This window comes from Acinetobacter sp. WCHAc010034 (assembly GCF_001696615.3).
Taxonomy (GTDB): domain Bacteria; phylum Pseudomonadota; class Gammaproteobacteria; order Pseudomonadales; family Moraxellaceae; genus Acinetobacter.
Genome location: NZ_CP032279.1, coordinates 1,549,734 through 1,567,164 on the forward strand (window position 1 = coordinate 1,549,734; position 17,431 = coordinate 1,567,164).

The 17,431-nt window shown below is 50.2% G+C and carries 16 protein-coding genes; 6 read left to right on the forward strand and 10 right to left on the reverse strand.

Annotated features, from left to right (window positions below; all coding sequences use genetic code 11):
• Nucleotides 1-307 precede the first annotated feature (307 nt).
• Together serA and BEN74_RS09080 are read left to right on the forward strand one after the other, a co-directional pair.
• Nucleotides 308-1,540 (forward strand): phosphoglycerate dehydrogenase, encoded by a 1,233-nt coding sequence (serA, locus tag BEN74_RS09075; RefSeq protein ID WP_068912801.1) that lies wholly within the window; start codon nucleotides 308-310, stop codon nucleotides 1,538-1,540.
• A gap of 105 nt (nucleotides 1,541-1,645) precedes the next feature.
• Nucleotides 1,646-2,536 (forward strand): EamA family transporter, encoded by an 891-nt coding sequence (locus BEN74_RS09080; protein WP_068912804.1) that lies wholly within the window; start codon nucleotides 1,646-1,648, stop codon nucleotides 2,534-2,536.
• Nucleotides 2,537-2,577: 41 nt separating this feature from the next.
• Here BEN74_RS09080 and BEN74_RS09085 read toward each other — a convergent pair whose 3' ends face one another.
• The gene (locus tag BEN74_RS09085) at nucleotides 2,578-4,287 is read right to left on the reverse strand and encodes a hypothetical protein (RefSeq protein WP_228200411.1); all 1,710 of its coding nucleotides are present in this window, start codon (nucleotides 4,285-4,287) and stop codon (nucleotides 2,578-2,580) included.
• A gap of 307 nt (nucleotides 4,288-4,594) precedes the next feature.
• Between BEN74_RS09085 and BEN74_RS09090 the strand changes: the two genes are divergently transcribed.
• On the forward strand, nucleotides 4,595-5,470 hold the full coding sequence (locus tag BEN74_RS09090; protein WP_068912810.1) for an EamA family transporter: 876 nt from the start codon (nucleotides 4,595-4,597) through the stop codon (nucleotides 5,468-5,470).
• 77 nt (nucleotides 5,471-5,547) lie between these two features.
• Here BEN74_RS09090 and BEN74_RS09095 read toward each other — a convergent pair whose 3' ends face one another.
• Together BEN74_RS09095 and truB are read right to left on the reverse strand one after the other, a co-directional pair.
• Nucleotides 5,548-6,321, reverse strand: a complete 774-nt coding sequence (locus tag BEN74_RS09095; RefSeq protein ID WP_068912814.1) for a sulfite exporter TauE/SafE family protein — start codon at nucleotides 6,319-6,321, stop codon at nucleotides 5,548-5,550.
• A 45-nt stretch (nucleotides 6,322-6,366) separates the two neighbouring features.
• A complete protein-coding gene (gene truB / locus BEN74_RS09100) occupies nucleotides 6,367-7,272 on the reverse strand; it encodes a tRNA pseudouridine(55) synthase TruB (RefSeq protein WP_068912816.1) in 906 nt (301 codons plus the stop codon).
• Between the two features lie 143 nt (nucleotides 7,273-7,415).
• On the opposite strand from truB, the gene BEN74_RS09105 reads away from it, so the two are divergent.
• From BEN74_RS09105 to BEN74_RS09115, 3 genes are all read left to right on the forward strand, one after another.
• Nucleotides 7,416-8,438 carry a lipase secretion chaperone gene (locus BEN74_RS09105; RefSeq protein ID WP_068912818.1) on the forward strand — a complete coding sequence of 341 codons (1,023 nt, stop codon included), beginning with the start codon at nucleotides 7,416-7,418 and terminating at the stop codon, nucleotides 8,436-8,438.
• Between the two features lie 39 nt (nucleotides 8,439-8,477).
• Nucleotides 8,478-9,467, forward strand: a complete 990-nt coding sequence (locus tag BEN74_RS09110; RefSeq protein ID WP_068912821.1) for an esterase/lipase family protein — start codon at nucleotides 8,478-8,480, stop codon at nucleotides 9,465-9,467.
• Nucleotides 9,468-9,809: 342 nt separating this feature from the next.
• On the forward strand, nucleotides 9,810-10,778 hold the full coding sequence (locus BEN74_RS09115) for an esterase/lipase family protein (protein WP_068912824.1): 969 nt from the start codon (nucleotides 9,810-9,812) through the stop codon (nucleotides 10,776-10,778).
• A 67-nt stretch (nucleotides 10,779-10,845) separates the two neighbouring features.
• Here the strand turns inward: BEN74_RS09115 and rplS are convergent, their stop codons facing one another.
• The 7 genes from rplS to BEN74_RS09150 form a co-directional block, all read right to left on the reverse strand.
• Nucleotides 10,846-11,220, reverse strand: coding sequence for a 50S ribosomal protein L19 (gene rplS, locus BEN74_RS09120; RefSeq protein ID WP_068912826.1), 375 nt, complete (start codon nucleotides 11,218-11,220; stop codon nucleotides 10,846-10,848).
• Between the two features lie 136 nt (nucleotides 11,221-11,356).
• On the reverse strand, nucleotides 11,357-12,100 hold the full coding sequence (trmD, locus tag BEN74_RS09125; protein WP_068912829.1) for a tRNA (guanosine(37)-N1)-methyltransferase TrmD: 744 nt from the start codon (nucleotides 12,098-12,100) through the stop codon (nucleotides 11,357-11,359).
• Nucleotides 12,101-12,142: 42 nt separating this feature from the next.
• Nucleotides 12,143-12,691, reverse strand: a complete 549-nt coding sequence (rimM, locus tag BEN74_RS09130; RefSeq protein WP_068912831.1) for a ribosome maturation factor RimM — start codon at nucleotides 12,689-12,691, stop codon at nucleotides 12,143-12,145.
• A 30-nt stretch (nucleotides 12,692-12,721) separates the two neighbouring features.
• On the reverse strand, nucleotides 12,722-12,979 hold the full coding sequence (gene rpsP, locus BEN74_RS09135) for a 30S ribosomal protein S16 (protein ID WP_068912833.1): 258 nt from the start codon (nucleotides 12,977-12,979) through the stop codon (nucleotides 12,722-12,724).
• Between the two features lie 144 nt (nucleotides 12,980-13,123).
• Nucleotides 13,124-13,570, reverse strand: coding sequence for a type IV pilin protein (locus BEN74_RS09140; RefSeq protein ID WP_068912836.1), 447 nt, complete (start codon nucleotides 13,568-13,570; stop codon nucleotides 13,124-13,126).
• Entirely contained in the window at nucleotides 13,564-14,049 is a 486-nt protein-coding gene (locus BEN74_RS09145) for a type IV pilin protein (protein ID WP_068912839.1), read from the reverse strand. Before BEN74_RS09145 ends, BEN74_RS09140 begins: the two co-directional genes overlap by 7 nt.
• Nucleotides 14,050-14,060: 11 nt before the next feature.
• A complete protein-coding gene (locus BEN74_RS09150; RefSeq protein WP_068912841.1) occupies nucleotides 14,061-17,417 on the reverse strand; it encodes a PilC/PilY family type IV pilus protein in 3,357 nt (1,118 codons plus the stop codon).
• Nucleotides 17,418-17,431: the final 14 nt, after the last annotated feature.

The following is a 17,431-nucleotide window of genomic DNA, read 5'->3' on the forward strand; positions in this document are numbered from 1 at the left end:
AATCATTCAGTTGTGCAAGCATGACTACTGAACAAGACTTAGACAACCGTGAGGATTAAAGGCGCGCTGGGCTGGAAACCTTTTTTCACGAATGCGCATTATAAGGCATTTTTCAGCAAATCCTGCAGAAATTACGGCTTTTGCAATGTCGCCTTTGAAATTACAGGCTTAATTAGACCGCACGCGACAAGTTTTGACACATATTCCGCCAAAATACCCGGCGCGCCCGCCATAAAGGAAATGTATATCGGGCATAGTCCTATGCTATTATACCGCCACTAAATTTGGCCTTTGTAGCGGAGCCGTAATGAGCCAACATCTTTCCCTGCCTAAAGATAAAATTCGTTTCTTGCTGTTAGAAGGCGTTCATCAAAACGCCATCGACACTTTAAATGCTGCCGGATACACCAACATCGATTACCGCAAAACTGCGCTTGAAGGCGAAGCGCTGAAAGAAGCGGTAAAAGATGCGCACTTCATCGGCATTCGTTCGCGCACTCAATTGACTGAAGAAGTTTTTGAAGCGGCGAATAAGCTGATTGCCGTGGGCTGTTTCTGCATCGGCACCAACCAAGTGAACTTAAATGCCGCCATGATCCGCGGCATTCCAGTATTTAACGCGCCGTATTCCAATACCCGTTCAGTAGCTGAACTGGTCTTGGCGGAAGCGATCCTCCTTCTGCGCCGCGTGCCTGAAAAATCGACAGATACGCATGCAGGCGGCTGGAACAAGTCAGCTGTCGGTTCATTTGAAACACGCGGCAAAACTTTAGGCATCGTGGGTTACGGCTCAATCGGTTCGCAGCTTTCTGTACTTGCTGAAAGCTTGGGCATGAAAGTCATCTACTTTGACACAGTGACCAAATTGCCTTTAGGCAATGCGCGTCAAGTCGGCAGCCTAAACGAACTTTTAGCAAATGCTGACGTGGTTTCTTTGCATGTGCCTGATGTTCCGTCTACACGCAACTTCATGACCAAAGAAAAATTTGCGCAAATGAAAGAAGGCGCAATCTTCATCAATGCTGCCCGCGGCACCTGCGTAGTGATTGAAGACTTAGCTGATGCCTTGAAATCAGGTCATGTTGCCGGCGCTGCGGTAGACGTATTCCCGAAAGAGCCGAAAGCCAATGGCGAAGAATTCATTTCTCCGCTGCGCAATTTGCCAAACGTGATTTTGACCCCGCACGTTGGCGGTTCAACCATGGAAGCGCAAGCCAACATCGGCCTTGAAGTGGCTGAAAAATTCGTGGCTTACTCAGACAAAGGCATGACCCTGTCTGCGGTGAACTTCCCGGAAATCGCGCTGCCATTGACCGAAGGCAAGCACCGCCTGCTGCACATTCACCGCAACGTGCCGGGCGTCCTGTCTAAAATCAACAACCTGTTTGCTGAACACGGCATCAACATCTCCGGCCAGTCGCTTATGACTAAAGGCGATGTCGGCTATTTAGTGATGGACGTTGATGCGACGGCCTCTAAAGAAGCGCTGGATACCTTAAACGAAGTTGAAGGCACAATCCGCGTCCGCGTATTGTTCTAATTCAATCCGTATTGAAAGCCACAGTCTTTGGACTGTGGCTTTTTTATTTTAAAGCTTTTATTTCTCCCCTTCCGCTCCCTGAGAAATCAAAACCAAATTTAGACTATGCCAAATTTTAACACTAGGCCGCATGCGCAGGCGCTGATTCTGCTGTTTATCGCCATGATCAGCATGCAGGGCAGCGGCTCGCTTGCCAAAATCCTGTTCGGCCAGTTTTCGGTGCTGACTGTATCAGTCATGCGCCTGCTGTTAGGCGCGCTGATTCTGGCGCTGCTGTTTAAAATCTGGCAGATTAATTTTAAGCAGGTGAACTGGAAAGCCATTATCAGCTACGGCGGCGCCTTAGCCGGCATGAATGCGCTGTTTTACCTGTCGCTTGACCGCCTGCCGCTCGGCATTGCGGTTTCTTTTGAATTTATCGGGCCATTAAGCGTTGCGCTGTACCACGCGCGGCAAAAGTTTGATTTTGTCTGGGTGGGCCTGGCTGTTGCAGGCCTGGCGCTGCTGTTTCCTTTTGATCAGGCTGCCCAGTCGCTTGACCCGCTGGGCATTCTGTTTGCGCTAAGCGCGGGCGCCTGCTGGGCGCTGTATATTATTTCCGGGCAGAAGCCTTCCGGCGTTTCCGGCAACCATACGGTATGCCTGGGCATGTTCGTCGGCATGCTGTGCCTGATGCCGGTTGCGCTGTTTTCCGGCATGACCGCTGCGGTTTTTGAGCCTGAAAATTTAGCCTATTTCCTGGCGCTGGCTGTTATTGCCAGCGCCCTACCTTTCTCTTTGGAAATGATCGCGCTGCGCAGCCTATCGCCGCTGATTTTCGGCACACTGACCAGCCTTGAACCGGCAATTGCCGCGCTTTCAGGCTTTGTTTTCCTGAATGAGCAGCTGCTCTGGACGCAATGGCTGGCTTTGGCTGTGATCATCAGCGCATCCATCGGCTGCACCTTTACCACACAGCGGGCCAAGAAGCTGGCGGAAGAAAAGCTGCGCCAGTAAAAAACCGCGCGGATGCGCGGTTTTTTTACTAGCCTAATTCATTAGGCAGGCTGCTGGCAAAAATACGCTGGATCATTCGATGGCGTTCCGCCGCCCCAAAGCCTTATCAGGAACATTGGCTGCTCATCATGGGAAAACCCCTCACTGCTATTAGCGCTGCCACAATAAACACCCTTCAGCATACGGCCCTCGACAAAAAAATACGAAATATCGCCTTCGCCTAACCACGCGAAGCCGCTATACTGATTTGGCAATGCAATCAGCTTTTTCTCGCCATAAGCTGCCGTAAACCTCAGCAGGTCTGGCTGTTCTTTATTCTCCATATGCACTTCAATTTGAATTTCGCACGGCTGAGCTTTCAATTCTGCATTCTCTGTATCCCATGTACCCGAATTGTAGTCATAATCAGCAACACACTGGACAAAAAATCTTAACCCCTTATCCGAAGCAATCACTTCCTTATCTTTTAAAATAATTGTAACTGCGGAATTTGAATCAGAAATAGCCGTTCCTGTATAGCGCACCCACTGATCATTAACTAAGATAGCTGCTGTATGCGCAGACCAATTCAGCTGATTATTGTCTGCCTGCAGCCCAGTCAGCATCCGCGCGCCGCTCTTATCGGCAGTAAACTCTGCCGTTTTCTCATCACCCTGCACTTGCGCAGCAAACGAGCCGCTGCAGGCTGCTGGTGTTCCATCTTCCAGTTCACATTTAACAAAGTTATTGGTTTTAGGCGTGCCCAAATCAATAACGACTGTTCCTGAAGTTCCTGATACTTCGGAACCGATCAGCGTGCCTGTACTGTCTTTTGCGCTCCAGTGAATTGCCCCTTTAGACGGCATGTTCACAATCTTTGTGCCTTCCGCCGGAATTGAATTTACTTTGGTTAAGCCGGAACCGTCTTCCAGTTCAACTTTTGCCGTAATGTGGCACGGCACAGGCTGGGCGGCAGCCTTGCACTGTACTGTTACAGAACCTGGATTATCAAATTTAAAATCCCAGTTCCACGTGGAAAAATGCGAAACCTGAGCATGAACCGCAAAGCCGGTTGCAGAACTTGAATCTGCAACAACCGTTCCCGCGCCCTGTTCTTCCCATAGGCCTTTGGCTTCATTGAAATGCCACATTGGAATGGATGCGCCAACCGCCATCGCCTGATTATTGATGCTGCTCAGCGGAAGGTGCATTTGAATATCGGCTGTTTTACCTTGAGCCAGCTGCAGCCGATTGCCCGCCTCATCGGTAAAGATGGCTGTAATCATGCCGGCGCTGATCAGGCTGGCCGGATTGCCCTGCGCATCCACCGCTGCGCCGTTGGCCGGCATTGCATTCAGGTCACTGCCGGTAATGTCCCACGGCGTGAACTTCACCCAGGCTTTTCCTGCTGCCGGCTGGCCGTTTGGCAATACAAAAGCCCCTGCAGGAATGCTGATGCTCGCCCCTAAAAAGGCCGACTGAATCACCTGCTCTTCTTCAATTCTGCTGACCTCAATTGTTTGCTTTACCGCAAGCAAATTGGCCGCCACGCGCGCAAGGCTGGCAGCGTCATAAACCATCGACTGAGTGATAAAATCTTCTTTTTCAAAGCTGACCACGACATTTTTAGCGGATTGCGGCAGGCTGACCCTAAAAGAAGCTGCTCCATGCTCATCTGTCACCGCAGACTGGCCAGCAACCGTTACTTTAGCGCCTTTCAGCGCAGTGCCATCCGCAGCCTGAATCAATGCTGAGACTGATCTTTCAACCATAACTTCCTGATTTTGCGTGCTGGAAGTTGAATCATTATCCGATCCGCATCCCGCAAGAGAGGCGCCCAAAACACAAGCCGCAAACAGCGCCCGAAATTGTAATTTTGATGTCATTATTCTTTCCCAATGTTCAAATTGAACAAAAAAAGTGCAATATATTATTAATTTAATTTGCCGGGTTTTCAATTTAATAGCACTTTTCACATGAATTCATCTTGGTATCAGAGCGCGCAGATGATCTTTTTATTCCGCAATTGCTGCTATAATCCAGTGACTCCTCTGCCCAGCCTGAACTGCCGACCGTCCTATGCCAAATGCCCAATTCATAGCCGTGCTGTACATGGTGCTGTCAATGATCTCCTATCAAATCAGCGCATCTTTCGCCAAGCAGCTGTTTAGCGTGATGGACCCGCTGAGCGTCACGATTTTAAGGCTGTGCTTCGCCGCGGTCATTGTCTGCGTGATGTTCCGTTCATGGCAGGTTTTCAAGCGCCTGCCGTTTTTAAAATGGCGCGATTTGCTGTGCTACAGCGCAGCGCTGTGCGTAATGAATGTGCTGTTCTATATGTCGCTGGGCAAACTGCCGCAAGGCATTGCAGTGGGGCTGGAATTTATTGGCCCCTTAGGCTTGGCGCTGCTGTCCATTCAGCGCCGCAGCGATTATGTCTGGGTGCTGCTGGCGATTGCCGGCATTGCCTTAATGGTGCCGTGGGGGCAGGCGGCAGGCGCAGATTTTTCTATTTTTGGCGCGGCCTGCGCCTTAGGCGCGGGGCTGTGCTGGGCTTTTTACATTTATTTCGGCCAGAAAGTCGTGCATCAGAATATCGGCATGCATGCGCTGACCATCGCCATCTGCCTCTCCGCCCTGATTCTGCTGCCGATTGGCTTATACCGCAATGCGCCCGCCCTGCTGGAAACCCAGTACTGGGGCAAGGCTCTGGCGATTGCGGTATTGGCCACAGCAATTCCCTACGCTCTGGATTTAAAAGCCTTGAAGCAGCTGAATAAGCTCAGCTACGGCACGCTTTCCAGCCTCTCTCCGGCTTTAGCCGCCTTAGCCGGGCTGCTGCTGCTGGGTGAAAGAATCGGCGCATTGCAGTGGCTGGCGCTGCTGTGCGTCATGGCCGCCTCTGTGGGCGTGACACTCAGGTCATCATCCGGCAAGGCCGCTGAATCCGCATAAAGCAGAACAGCGCCCTTGCTCCAGCCGCATGCCTGTTTTAATGCCTTCGATGGCAGTATCCGCCTGTACAATGCGGTTCAGGCTTGGCCGGTCAGCGTCTGATAGCCCAAGCGCACAATCAGCACGCTGACCAGAATCAGGAACAGGATGCGGATAAAGCCGCTGCCGTATTTCAGCGCAGCCCGCACGCCGACGATGGAACCCAAAACGTTTGCTATGGCCATCATGCCGCCAACCGCAAATAGCACATGCCCCGTCGGCGCAAAGAAGCTCAGCGCTGCGACGTTGGTGGTTAAATTGGCGATTTTAGACAGCGCCGATGCATGCAGAAAGTCGGCTTTCAGATAGCGGATGAAAAAGAAAATAAAAAAGCTGCCGGTGCCCGGGCCGAAAATCCCGTCATAAAAGCCAATCGCCAAACTGCCGGCGGCGGCCAGCAGCAGAATCTTAGGCGTCAGCTCCTGATGGGTATGCACCTGCCCGAACTGCTTTTTCATAAAGGTATAGATGGCTATTACAATCAGCATCACCAGCACAAAGGGGCGCAGCACTTCTTTCGGAATCATGGAAACGCAGGCCGCGCCGGCAAAGGAGCTGACAAATGCGCAGCCGGCAATCACCGCCAGCAGTTTCCAGCGCAGCCTGACTTTGCGCAGGAATGAATAGGCCGCCGAGGCCGTGCCGCAAATAGACGACAGCTTATTGGTGCCGAACACGGTTGCAGGCGCCAGCTGCGGCATGGCATTCATAATCGCCGGAATTTGAATCAGCCCGCCGCCGCCTACCGCAGCATCAATTGCTCCGGCAAAAAATGCAAAGAACAGCAGGCTTAAGATTATTTCAATTTCCACAGTTTTGGCCTTAAAGATAAATAAGCAGGTCTTGCGGGCTGCAGATTACAGGTTCAGCACCCGTTTCGGCACAAGGCGCTTGCGTTCGGTGATTTCCGCCAGCCCTAAGCATTTGCCGCCGTCAAACACCAGCGCTTCAGGCGCAGCTTCATGTTCAATATTGCTTTCCATGCCGCGGCTGAAATATTCCGCGCGCCCTTCCGGCACCTGCACTTTCGGCAAATGCTCAACCGGCGCATAGGCCGGCAGCAGCAGCGCTTCACGCTCGGCTTCGCTCAGGCTTTCCAGATATTCAATGGTATAGCTTGGAATCAAGGCAAAATGCCCGGTCTGAATGCGGTGCAGATAGGTCAAATGGCCCTGCGTGCCCAGCGCCTTGGCGATATCCTCGCCCAGCACGCGGATATAAGTACCCTTGGAGCAGGTGACATCCAAAGTGATGCTGTTTGCAGTAAACGCAAGCAGCTGAATAGCTTCAATCGTCACCGGGCGCGCTTCGCGCTCAATTTCAATGCCCTTGCGCGCCAGCTCATACAGCGGGCGGCCTTCTTTTTTCAGCGCCGAATACATCGGCGGCACTTGCATAATCCCGCCGGTGAACTGCTGCAGCGCCTGCAGCACTTTTTCTTCGCTCAATTCAGGCACGGCCTGCTCCAGCAGCGTTTCGCCTTCAGTATCGCCGGTGGTGGTGCTGCGCCCTAAAAACACTGTGGTCTGATAGCGCTTGACCGAGTCCAGCAGGTAATGCGAGAACTTGGTCGCCTCGCCTAAGCAGATAGGAAGCAGGCCGGAAGCCAGCGGGTCTAATGCGCCAGTATGCCCCGCTTTTTGCGCGCGGTACAGCCAGCGGACCCGCTGCAGGGCCGCATTCGAGCTGATGCCCAGCGGCTTGTTGAGCAGAAAAACACCGCTGATATGACGGCGCTGAATTTTAGGGGAAGATGATTTCATGGCAGAAAATAAGCGAGAGGAAACAGCGCAATGGTAACTGAATCTTTACAACATTTCTGTGATTTTGTGCTTCATTTATGGCATATTCAGACCCATTGCATGAATTATAAAACCAATAAAACAGAAAAAAGGTGCATGAGGATATGCCGAAATATAAGTTATGGATAAGCGCCGCAGCGGCTGTTCTGATCATTGGCGCATTGGTATTTTGGCTGATGCCGCAGGATGGGCAAGCCTCCGCCGCGCAAAACGCAGGCCAGCCGGCCGCGGCCGGAAACAACCATGCCATGCAGGCGCGCAATCCGGATGGCGCGCCCTATTTCAGCCCCAGCCAGCAGGATACGGAAATCAACTGCCAGATCAGGCTCGACGGCGCACAGCGCCTGATTGTAAATGAGCAGACCCGCAACTGTTTCGAGTATTTCATTACCCAGTACGGCGAAAAATCCATTGATCAGATCAAGCAGGACTTTGGCGCCTACATCCGGCAAAGCTATAAGGAGCCTGCGCTGACGCAGATTTTAGCGCTGTGGTCGCGCTATATCGATTACCGCGAGCGCCTGGGCGGCCTGCAAGCGCCGGATCTCAGCCAGGACGACCCGCAGTATTACCGCGCCATTTACGCCGGCATGCAGAACCTGCGCAAGCAGTTTTTCTCCGGCTATGAAATAGAAGGCCTGTTCGGCGCCGAAAACACCTACCATGAATATACCCTCAAGCGCATGGAGGTGATGAATGACAAAACGCTCAATGAAGGCGAAAAAGCCGGCCAGCTGAAGGCGCTGTTTGATGAGCTGCCGCAGGACTGGAAAGAAAATCTGGAGCAGCTGAACAAGCTGGAAGACCTGCGCAAGCTGACTGCAGATATTAAAGCCCGCGGCGGTTCGGCCGAGGAAATCCGGCAAATGCGCACCAGCCTGGCCGGCCCGGAAGCCGCGCAGCGCCTTGAAGCGCTGGACATGCAGCGCGCCGATTGGAAAAACAAGGTCAATGGCTATCTGGCGGAGCGCGACAGCATCATGCAAAGCGGCATGAGCGATGACGCCAAGCGGAAAGCCGTACAGCAGCTGCGCGGTCAGCATTTCCAGACCAGAGAAGAGCAGCTGCGGGCCAGCACTTTTGAATCCGTTCATGACCAGGGAGGAAAACTGCCGTACGGCGAATAGTAAGCATTAAAAAAACATTTCCAATAATTTTGATTCAGGATGAAATCAATGAAGAATAAAAATACCCTGCTGGGCGCAGCCCTGCTGGCCGGCGCCGGTTTAATCGGCCTGCAGTCCGCTCAGGCAGCTGAAGGCCTGCAGCATGTCACCGTCAGCGCAAAATCGGACTATGCCAAAACCAAATACCCGATTCTGTTTACCCACGGCATGTTCGGCTTTACCCGCGTCGGCTTCGACAGTTTCGGCATGGACTACTTTTACCAGATTCTGCCGGATTTGGCCCGCAATGGCGCAAACACCTTTGCGGCCCAAGTCTCTCCGCTGGAGTCCACTGAAGTGCGCGGCGAGCAGCTGCTGGCTCAGGTTGAAGAAGTCCGCGCCCTGACCGGGCTGGATAAAGTCAATTTAATCGGCCACTCGCACGGCGGCCCGACCGTCCGCTATGTGGCTGCAGTCAAGCCGCAGTATGTCGCGTCAGTGACCGGCGTGGCGGGAACTTTCCGCGGTTCGCTGGTTGCGGATAAAATTCAGGACAGCAAAGGGCTGAATTCCATCTTCGGAGTACTCGGCGGCCAGCTGCTGGGGCCTGTCATCACCTGGGCGGAAGGCAATTCCACGCTTCCGGTCAATATGGATGCTTCGCTGGCGTCAATCAGCGAAAAAGGCGCGGCGGCCTTTAATCAGAAATTCCCAACCGCGGCCTTGGCCTCCAGCTGCAGCAGCTCTGGCGCGGCGCTTGAAAAAGGCGTCCGCTATTATTCATGGACCGGCACCGCGCAAACCACCAACCTGCTGGACGTTCTGGACACCATGATCAGCCAGCTGGCGCCCCTTGCTTACGGCAATACCGACAATGACGGGCTGGTCTCGCGCTGCAGCGCGCATCTGGGCCAAGTCATCCGCGACAACTACAGGCACAACCATCTGGATGAAGTGAATATGGTGTTTGGCCTGCGCAGCATTTTCTCGCCGGACCCGGTGGCGCTGTACCGCCAGCATGCCAACCGGCTCCGCCTGCAGGGCCTCTAAGGCGCATGAAGGCCAGTAAAGGGCGCAGCAGCGCCCTTTATTTTTTGCCGGCAGCGCAAGCCCTCCTCCCCACTTCTCCTTTCTCAAACAATCAGCAGCCTGCGCCGCTGAAGCGCGCCGGCGCCTTAAAATATGACATCTGCGCGCATTTCCTGACCTGAATTGACATGGAATTAATTCAATGCCATGAAAAAATAGCCTGGCGCCCGCTTCATTGAATTAACAGGCGGCAATAACAATAACAATAACAGCAGATAAAGGAATGCAGGATTTTCAGGTGCAAGCCGATAAGGCAGGCCACATCACTTATCTCAAACTTAAAATAAAAACTGAGGATTGTTTATGAAATATGGATTTCTGCTTGCAGGCCTGCTGTCCGCAGCCGGCATGAATACCGCAATCGCGTCGCAGGCGGTGCAGGCCGCTGCGGGCCAGGTCAGCTCAAGCTACGCCAAGACCAAATATCCGCTGGTGTTCAGCCACGGCATGGCCGGCTTCATTACCGTTGGAGCCGATCCGCTCGGCCTGGATTACTGGTATCAGATTCTGCCGGATTTGGCGCGCAACGGCGCCAGCGCCTGGGCGACCCGCGTTTCGCCTTTCAACTCGACCGAAGTGCGCGGCGAACAGCTGCTGCTGCAGGTGCTGGAAATCCGCGCCATCAGCGGGGCAGCCAAGGTCAATCTGATCGGCCATTCGCATGGCGGGCCAACCATCCGCTATGTTGCCGGCGTGCGCCCGGATGTGGTCGCGTCCCTGACCAGCATCGCCGGCCCGCATAAGGGCTCGCCGGTGGCGGATCTGGTAATGAAAGCCGAAGGCACGCCTGCTGAAGCACCTTTGGCCGGCGCGGTGAACCTGTTCTCCAAAGCCATTACATGGGCGCAAGGCCTGGACCCGGACAGCTATCCGCATGACGCCTTGGCCGGAGGCAAAAGCCTGACGCTGGCCGGCGCAGCCCAGTTCAACGCCAAATTCTCCTTAGGCATGCCGGCAGCCGCCTGCGCGGACGGCAAGCTGCTGGATCAGGGCGTTTACAGCTATTCATTTGCAGGCGCGGGCACCGTGACCAATCTGCTGGACCCGGACTCCGTCCTCAAGCTTACCAGCCTGCTGATTGACGGCGGCAAAGATAACGATGGCTTAGTCTCCAAATGCAGCGCTAAATTCGGCAAAACCGTCCGCGATGACTACAACTGGAATCATTTGGATGAAGTCAATCAGGTGCTGGGATTAAAAGCGCTGTTTGCGCCCGACCCTGTGGATGTTTACCGCCAGCATGCCAGCCGCCTGAAGCTGCAGGGACTGTAAAAATAGAACTGCAAATATAAAAAATGCGCCAAAAGGCGCATTTTTTAACTCGAGCAAAAACTTAAAATTAAGCTTTAACTTTGCGAGCTGGCAATTTTTCACGAATACGTGCAGCTTTACCAGACAGTTCGCGCAGGTAGTACAGCTTAGCACGGCGAACGTCACCGCGGCGTTTCACTTCGATGCCGGCAACGATTGGCGAGTGAGTTTGGAATACACGCTCAACGCCAACACCGCTAGAAATTTTACGCACTGTGAACGCAGAGTTCAAGCCGCGGTTTTTCTTCGCGATTACAACGCCTTCAAAAGCCTGAAGACGCTCACGCTCACCTTCTTTTACTTTTACTTGAACGATTACTGTATCGCCTGGCGCAAAAGCTGGAATATCTTGTTTCAGCTGTGCATTTTCAACAGCTTGTACTAAAGGATGCTTACCGCTCATGGGGTATCTCCAATATGTGCGGGTCAGAAGAGGTCTGAGATCCGCTGGGCATAGAGGCTAAAGCGCATAGACCCGATTATCTTTCCCTTTATGCCTGACCACTTCAATGCATAAAGAGCCTATTAAAAGGATACTTTTATTGGGTATCCAAATCTTTTAGCCATTTTTTTTGCTGCTTCGTCAACTCAACATTGTCCGCCAGCTCAGGCCGGCGTTCTTTGGTTCGCTGATAACGCTGCAAAAACCGCCATTTTTCAATATTGGCATGGTGTCCTGACTTTAAAACGTCTGGAACATCCAAACCTTCAAAATGGTCTGGCTTGGTATATTGCGGACAGTCCAAAAGGCCGTCCACAAATGAGTCCTGCACATGAGACTGCTCATCAGACATCGCGCCCGGAAGCCTCCGGATAATGCTGTCCAATAAAACCATCGCAGGAAGTTCACCGCCGGATAAAACGTAGTCTCCAATTGACCATTCCTGATCAACATATTTCTGGATCAAACGCTCATCGACCCCTTCATAGCGCCCGCACAGCACAATCAGTCCGTCATATTCGGCAAACTGCTGCACTGCAGGCTCATTCAAGGTTTTTCCTTGCGGCGACATATACACCACAGGAACATGAACCGCTCCCGCTTGCTCTGCAAGCTGTTTGGCATGCTGGATCGCTTTCGCCAGAGGCTCAGCCATCATCACCATGCCGGGGCCGCCGCCAAACGGGCGTTCATCCACCCGCTTGTAGCTACCCTCAGCAAATTCCCGCGGATTGATGCAATGAACTTGCACAATCTCACGCTTCGCTGCGCGCCCGCTGATACCGTAGGCTGTAATCGCTTCAAACATTTCAGGAAAAAGCGTTATGACTGCAAAAAACACCGCAGACTCCTCTATTTTCCTGCTGCGTCAATCCTTAAAGGATTAATAATCTACGCCCCAATTCACGTAGATGCGACCAGCTTCGAGATCAACCCGCTGCACCACATCTTTATGCCATGGAATCATGCGCTCTTCGCCGTCAACGCTGTCAGGTGTTGCGCGAACCACCATCACATCGTTAGCGCCTGTTTCAAACAGTTCATGGATTTGACCGAGATTGACTTCCTGCTCTTCTTCGTCCAGGCCCAACACGGTTAAGCCCTTCAAATCTGACCAGTAATACTCATCCACGCCCGCCTGAGGCAGCTGCGATTTTGATATCCAGACATTTGCGCCAACCAGATTATCCGCTGCCGTGCGGTCAGCCACACCTTTCAGCGAAACAACCAGGCCTTTGCCATGCGGTTTCCAGCGTTTTACATCTGCTGTTTGCCAACCCGCTTTGGTTTCTATGTACCAAGGCAGGTAGTCAAAGATGTTGCTCATAGGTTCTGTATTGGAATAGACCCAGAGCCACCCATTTAATCCATATGCTGAACGCAGCTGTCCAATCTGAATTCGATCTTCGGGCACATTCTGTGTTGGTGTCATGGGCTTGCCTGCTACGTTAATTTGCAAAAATTATGCAGCAGCTGCAGCTTTTTTAGCTTGAGCAGCTAAAGAAGCAACGCGTTCTGAAGGTTGAGCGCCTTGAGCAACCCAGTGAGCAAAACGGTCAGCGTCTAAACGGAGTTTTTCTGCTTTACCTTGAGCTGTCGGGTTGAAGAAGCCAATACGTTCGATGAAACGGCCGTCACGCGCATTGCGGCTATCAGTTACAATAACTTGATAGAACGGACGTTTTTTAGCACCACCGCGTGCTAGGCGAATAACTACCATGATACAACCTTATAGTTTTTACGGATTATCCCTGCCCCGACCACCGGAACACTTCAAACCCCTTTCATAGAGGGCAATATTTTACGTTATCTTTACAACGAAAGAAAGATCAAAATTTGTTTATCCACAATTTTGAATTTGGGCTCAGCGGCCGTCCCAGTTTGTTGTGGCTGATGGTGTACAGCTGGAAGCGCCTTTCGTCCAGCATCTTTCACCGCGGGAATTCAATACAATTGCGCCATCAGGTGCCTGCATTGTATTTGTTTTAGGTTTCGCTTCCAGCAGCCAAGACCCAGCAGTTACATTTTTCAGCTCAATATCGTAAAGTTGCTGGCCTGATATAGGATAAGCGCTTGCAACACCAATATCGCTCAGCGTAATAGCTGTCGTTGTTCCTGGCTTAAAAAATGTAAAATTGGCAATTCTATATTTTTGCATTTTTGCCGCAGTATCCAGCAATTGCGACTGCATGTCTGCGCGCTTAGACTTCCGGACAGACTCCTGATAGGAGGGATAAGCTATGGCCGCCAATATTCCGATAATAGCTACAACGATCATTACTTCAATTAAAGTAAAGCCTTTCATTACCATTTCTCCGAATCTGCGCCTGTACCGCAATTGCTGTAAGTGACATTAGCCGCCGTTTTGCTTTTGCACCGGAAACCTGTACTGACCATTAAATAAGTATAGTTCTTAGGGTTTTTAGATTCAGCCCGAATCACCCACTCTTGCCCCAAAGCAGCAGCATCAGTCAATTTAAGGCTTGTACTAGTACCGTCACGTACGGTTATTTCATACTTCACATTATTTCCAGAGCTGTTCACAGGCAATACCATCGGATCTGGCGTCAATGCAAAACCTCGGAAGTTGAAATTTCGAGTTTTGTGCTTATTAAGATTCATAGCCAAATCCTGTATTGCCTGCTCTGCACTCGATGCACTCGCTCTGAGTGCATAGCTTTGATAGCTGGGTATAGCTATTGCAAGAATAATGCCCAAGATTACTATGACAAACATCAGTTCAATTAAGCTAAATCCCTTATTAAACACAAACGTTTTTGTATTATTCATAAGTATTTACCTTATTTATATTTTTCGTACCAGCGCTGAGCCACCAGCTTCATGCCAGTATCATAGCGTGCGCCTGTAATTGCAGAACCACCTGTCAGTCCTGCTGTATCTGTATTGACAACGATTAATCGTGCTGTGCCTTTCTCACCGGCTCCCACAGAACCGCCTGTTATGCCTGCGCCAATATTCAGTTTATATGCACCGGCTTGGCCAGCTTGAGCGCATTGGCCAAACGGCATGCAGAATTTTGTCAAAAAGCTTTCCCCTTTCACCCCAGCGCCGCAATCACCGGATAAGCCAGGCTTGCTTCCATCAAATGTTGTTACATACATATCATTATTAATAACAATTGGCGTTGCATAGACTTTTTCGCTTTGCAATAGATTTGACTTAAATTGATAATACCAGCCGCTTGATGAATAAGGAGCTATTAAATTTACATACTTTGATACGCTAAAACGGTTGGTATCCACAATAGCCTTTAAGCCTGTGGACAAATTTAAATCAATATCCTTTGTGACAAACTTGTTATCAGTCATTGTATACAGTTCGGGATTAGTTACATCCTTATCATAAATATTGTAAATTGCATCATAATCCCGGCCCGAAGCTCCTACGGTATATTCCTGCAATGGAGCACTTCTGTTTCCGCTGCCAATAGAAATCACAGCAAAAGTTTTTCCTTCCACATCATAAATGGAAAATGCTGGCGCTTCATAAAAGCGTGGCGCTTTCCCATCTGTTTGAGATAAGTTAAAAATGCGGTGAGATCTTGCAAAGCCTCCTTGAGCAGCCGCTTTATTATTAATATCAATACGGAAAACTTGCCCGCCTAAATCACCAAAATATAGGTGATCTATTAAGCCATCAGAATCTCGGTCTGCTGTAGTAATTTCACTAACCACACTGTATTTCATATTGGAGTCTTTCAGACCAATTGTTCCTGAATCAGCAGTACTGTCACTTGTTGCAGCTTTACTGCTTGCCCACCACAAATGCTCACCGGTCAGTGCATCAAACATATAGACACCTGCCCCGCGGCCATTAGTTCCCTGATTGTAGCCATCCCCCTCATAGCCAGCATAAGTACCTTTTACACCATTAGATCCTTTTGCATTGCCATCAACGCCGCCAGCGTCATAACCGCCTCCAACAAACATAACCAATCTTTTGGTTTTCCCCCATTTAACCCAGCCAATTGCTGGCTTAGACCAGCTTTGCCCCATATAGCTTAAAGGCCCGCTGCTGGCTCCATCTGGATTAATATTAAACAATAATTTTGGCGAATCCATATTGCTTAAATCAAGCGCATAATAGCCACGGCCGCCCATACGCAATCCGCCGTAAACATTTTGCGCGCCTTTCTCAGAATTCAGTCCAGTGCCCACAGTTAGCTTGCCAGAATTATCCAGCACATATTCAGAATAGACAGTCCATGGTGCATCAATTCCATAGAACATGCTTCCAAGCCCTGCCGAACCCATCTCCGGCTTTAAAAATGCAAGCTTTTGATTTTCAATAATCTCATTCGGAACAAATGCAAATTTTTCTATGCCAGTATCCGCATCTACCGCATGCAGAACTCCCTGCGTAGTGCCAAATACAACATAATCATTGCGCTGTTCTGAGCCCAGTTCGCCTGTTGAATCGTTATACGTAATTTTTCCCTGGCTGGTCAGCAACAAAGGGGAAGAGTGCATGACTGCTCCAACCTGCCTTAATTCAGCAGGCTGCGCTGCAGCGGAGAGCTTCGCTTTTGTAATATTCGCTAACCCTGCTGGTGTTGTAGGATCAACATCATAGCCAAGCAATGCCATTAAATGACCGCGGGCCGGATCTAAAGCAGCAGTCGTTAAATAATCCAGCGTAATGGCTTGCAGCTGGGTATTGCCTGAAACAAAACCAGCTCCAGAGGAAATACGGTTAGTCAGCAGTTTACGGTTAACTGTCGTGCCTGTTGCTCTTAATAACAGCTGTGATTTAACCCCTCCCATAAAGCGGTTTAATTTACTGCCTTTAGTGCTTATATCCCCCTCCGCCACAGAAGCATCTAATGCCGGCGCCCACAGATCCACACGCTCAGCCAGAATTTCGCCTTTACTGCTTACAATCAAATCCTTATTGCTGTCTGTTAAGCGGCCTGAGCTATTGACGTTGTATTTTTTCAAGTTCCCCAGCCACAGCTGGTAAGTTTGACCTGGTGTAGGCTGAAATTGCGGATAATAAGCAAATTTTTGAAGGATGGAAGGATTTAACTCATCATTAGGAATAGTCGGAGTTCCTGTCGTAACTGAGGGAATATCTTTGCCTAAATTACTGATAAAGTCATTTACACTGTTAACAACATCTTCAGAATTATTGCCAGAATACCAGCCACCTTGCCCGATAATCCCCCAATAGGCTGCTCTCTTAACATCAGTATTTATACTCCCTAAAGCATTAATGTTCTCTTCCTGAGTTTTATTTTTGTCATAAGAGGCGACATTATTAAAATCTTTACCAAAACCGACTACTGCTGTTTTAAATTTCAACTGCTGAGGATTCGCTGTCGGATCCAGTAAAGCCTGGCTCATATTATGCGTACAGTTCCATCCAGAATCGCTATCCGAGCAAGCAAAAAGACTCCCTTTAGTTCCTAAAGCTGCTTTCATAAGGCCTGAACTAGAACTATTATTATTGGGTTCACCATCTGTCAATACATAAACCCCTTGCCCGCTGCACTTCTGCTGATCCGCTGTTTGCGCCAAACTCGCTGGGGCTATATAGTTATTAGCATCTTTAGTTTCACTCCAAGAATAGCTATAACCATTTCCTGTCTTGCCTTTTGTGTTAGTTCCCATTAAGTAGGATACAACTTCAGCATATGATCTTGCTGTTGGAGTAGCAGTATTTGCACTCAAGCCGCTGATTGCATTTAGCAGGATTTGACGCTGAGTCGCTTCTCCTACTTTTTCATCCAGCCGCCTGGCTGGAACCAATATAGCCCCTGTATTTGCTGTATTATTATAACAATATCCATAATAATCACACTTCTGATAAACAGCTCCTAAGGTTGACAGTCCAATGATTTTATCATCGCTTATCCTTGTGATCCCTGCGGCTGCATTCCCTGCCAGCAAATCCTGCATTGCCGTCTTAACACGGTTAATTCTCGTTATCTTCCCCCCGTCTTTATTTTCCATACTTCCGGAAATATCCAACATAAACATCAAAGTAATATCGCCAGACTTTGCTGTCTGGTACACATCAACATCACTGGCCTGAGCAATGCCGGATGCCAATCCCCCTGTCAAAATAGCACTTACTGAGGCTGCCAATATTTTTTGGCGTAAAGCTGACAAGTCTAATTTTTCTCTCATCTTTTTCATTGTCTTTATCCTAA

Excerpts from the sequence above, each read along its gene's own strand:
- serA (WP_068912801.1), top strand. The coding sequence starts at position 308 with ATGAGCCAACATCTTTCCCTGCCTAAAGATAAAATTCGTTTCTTGCTG.
- BEN74_RS09080 (WP_068912804.1), top strand. The coding sequence starts at position 1,646 with ATGCCAAATTTTAACACTAGGCCGCATGCGCAGGCGCTGATTCTGCTG.
- BEN74_RS09085 (WP_228200411.1), bottom strand. The coding sequence starts at position 4,287 with ATGGTTGAAAGATCAGTCTCAGCATTGATTCAGGCTGCGGATGGCACT.
- BEN74_RS09090 (WP_068912810.1), top strand. The coding sequence starts at position 4,595 with ATGCCAAATGCCCAATTCATAGCCGTGCTGTACATGGTGCTGTCAATG.
- truB (WP_068912816.1), bottom strand. The coding sequence starts at position 7,272 with ATGAAATCATCTTCCCCTAAAATTCAGCGCCGTCATATCAGCGGTGTT.
- BEN74_RS09105 (WP_068912818.1), top strand. The coding sequence starts at position 7,416 with ATGCCGAAATATAAGTTATGGATAAGCGCCGCAGCGGCTGTTCTGATC.
- BEN74_RS09110 (WP_068912821.1), top strand. The coding sequence starts at position 8,478 with ATGAAATCAATGAAGAATAAAAATACCCTGCTGGGCGCAGCCCTGCTG.
- BEN74_RS09115 (WP_068912824.1), top strand. The coding sequence starts at position 9,810 with ATGAAATATGGATTTCTGCTTGCAGGCCTGCTGTCCGCAGCCGGCATG.
- rplS (WP_068912826.1), bottom strand. The coding sequence starts at position 11,220 with ATGAGCGGTAAGCATCCTTTAGTACAAGCTGTTGAAAATGCACAGCTG.
- rimM (WP_068912831.1), bottom strand. The coding sequence starts at position 12,691 with ATGACACCAACACAGAATGTGCCCGAAGATCGAATTCAGATTGGACAG.
- rpsP (WP_068912833.1), bottom strand. The coding sequence starts at position 12,979 with ATGGTAGTTATTCGCCTAGCACGCGGTGGTGCTAAAAAACGTCCGTTC.
- BEN74_RS09140 (WP_068912836.1), bottom strand. The coding sequence starts at position 13,570 with ATGGTAATGAAAGGCTTTACTTTAATTGAAGTAATGATCGTTGTAGCT.
- BEN74_RS09145 (WP_068912839.1), bottom strand. The coding sequence starts at position 14,049 with ATGAATAATACAAAAACGTTTGTGTTTAATAAGGGATTTAGCTTAATT.
- BEN74_RS09150 (WP_068912841.1), bottom strand. The coding sequence starts at position 17,417 with ATGAAAAAGATGAGAGAAAAATTAGACTTGTCAGCTTTACGCCAAAAA.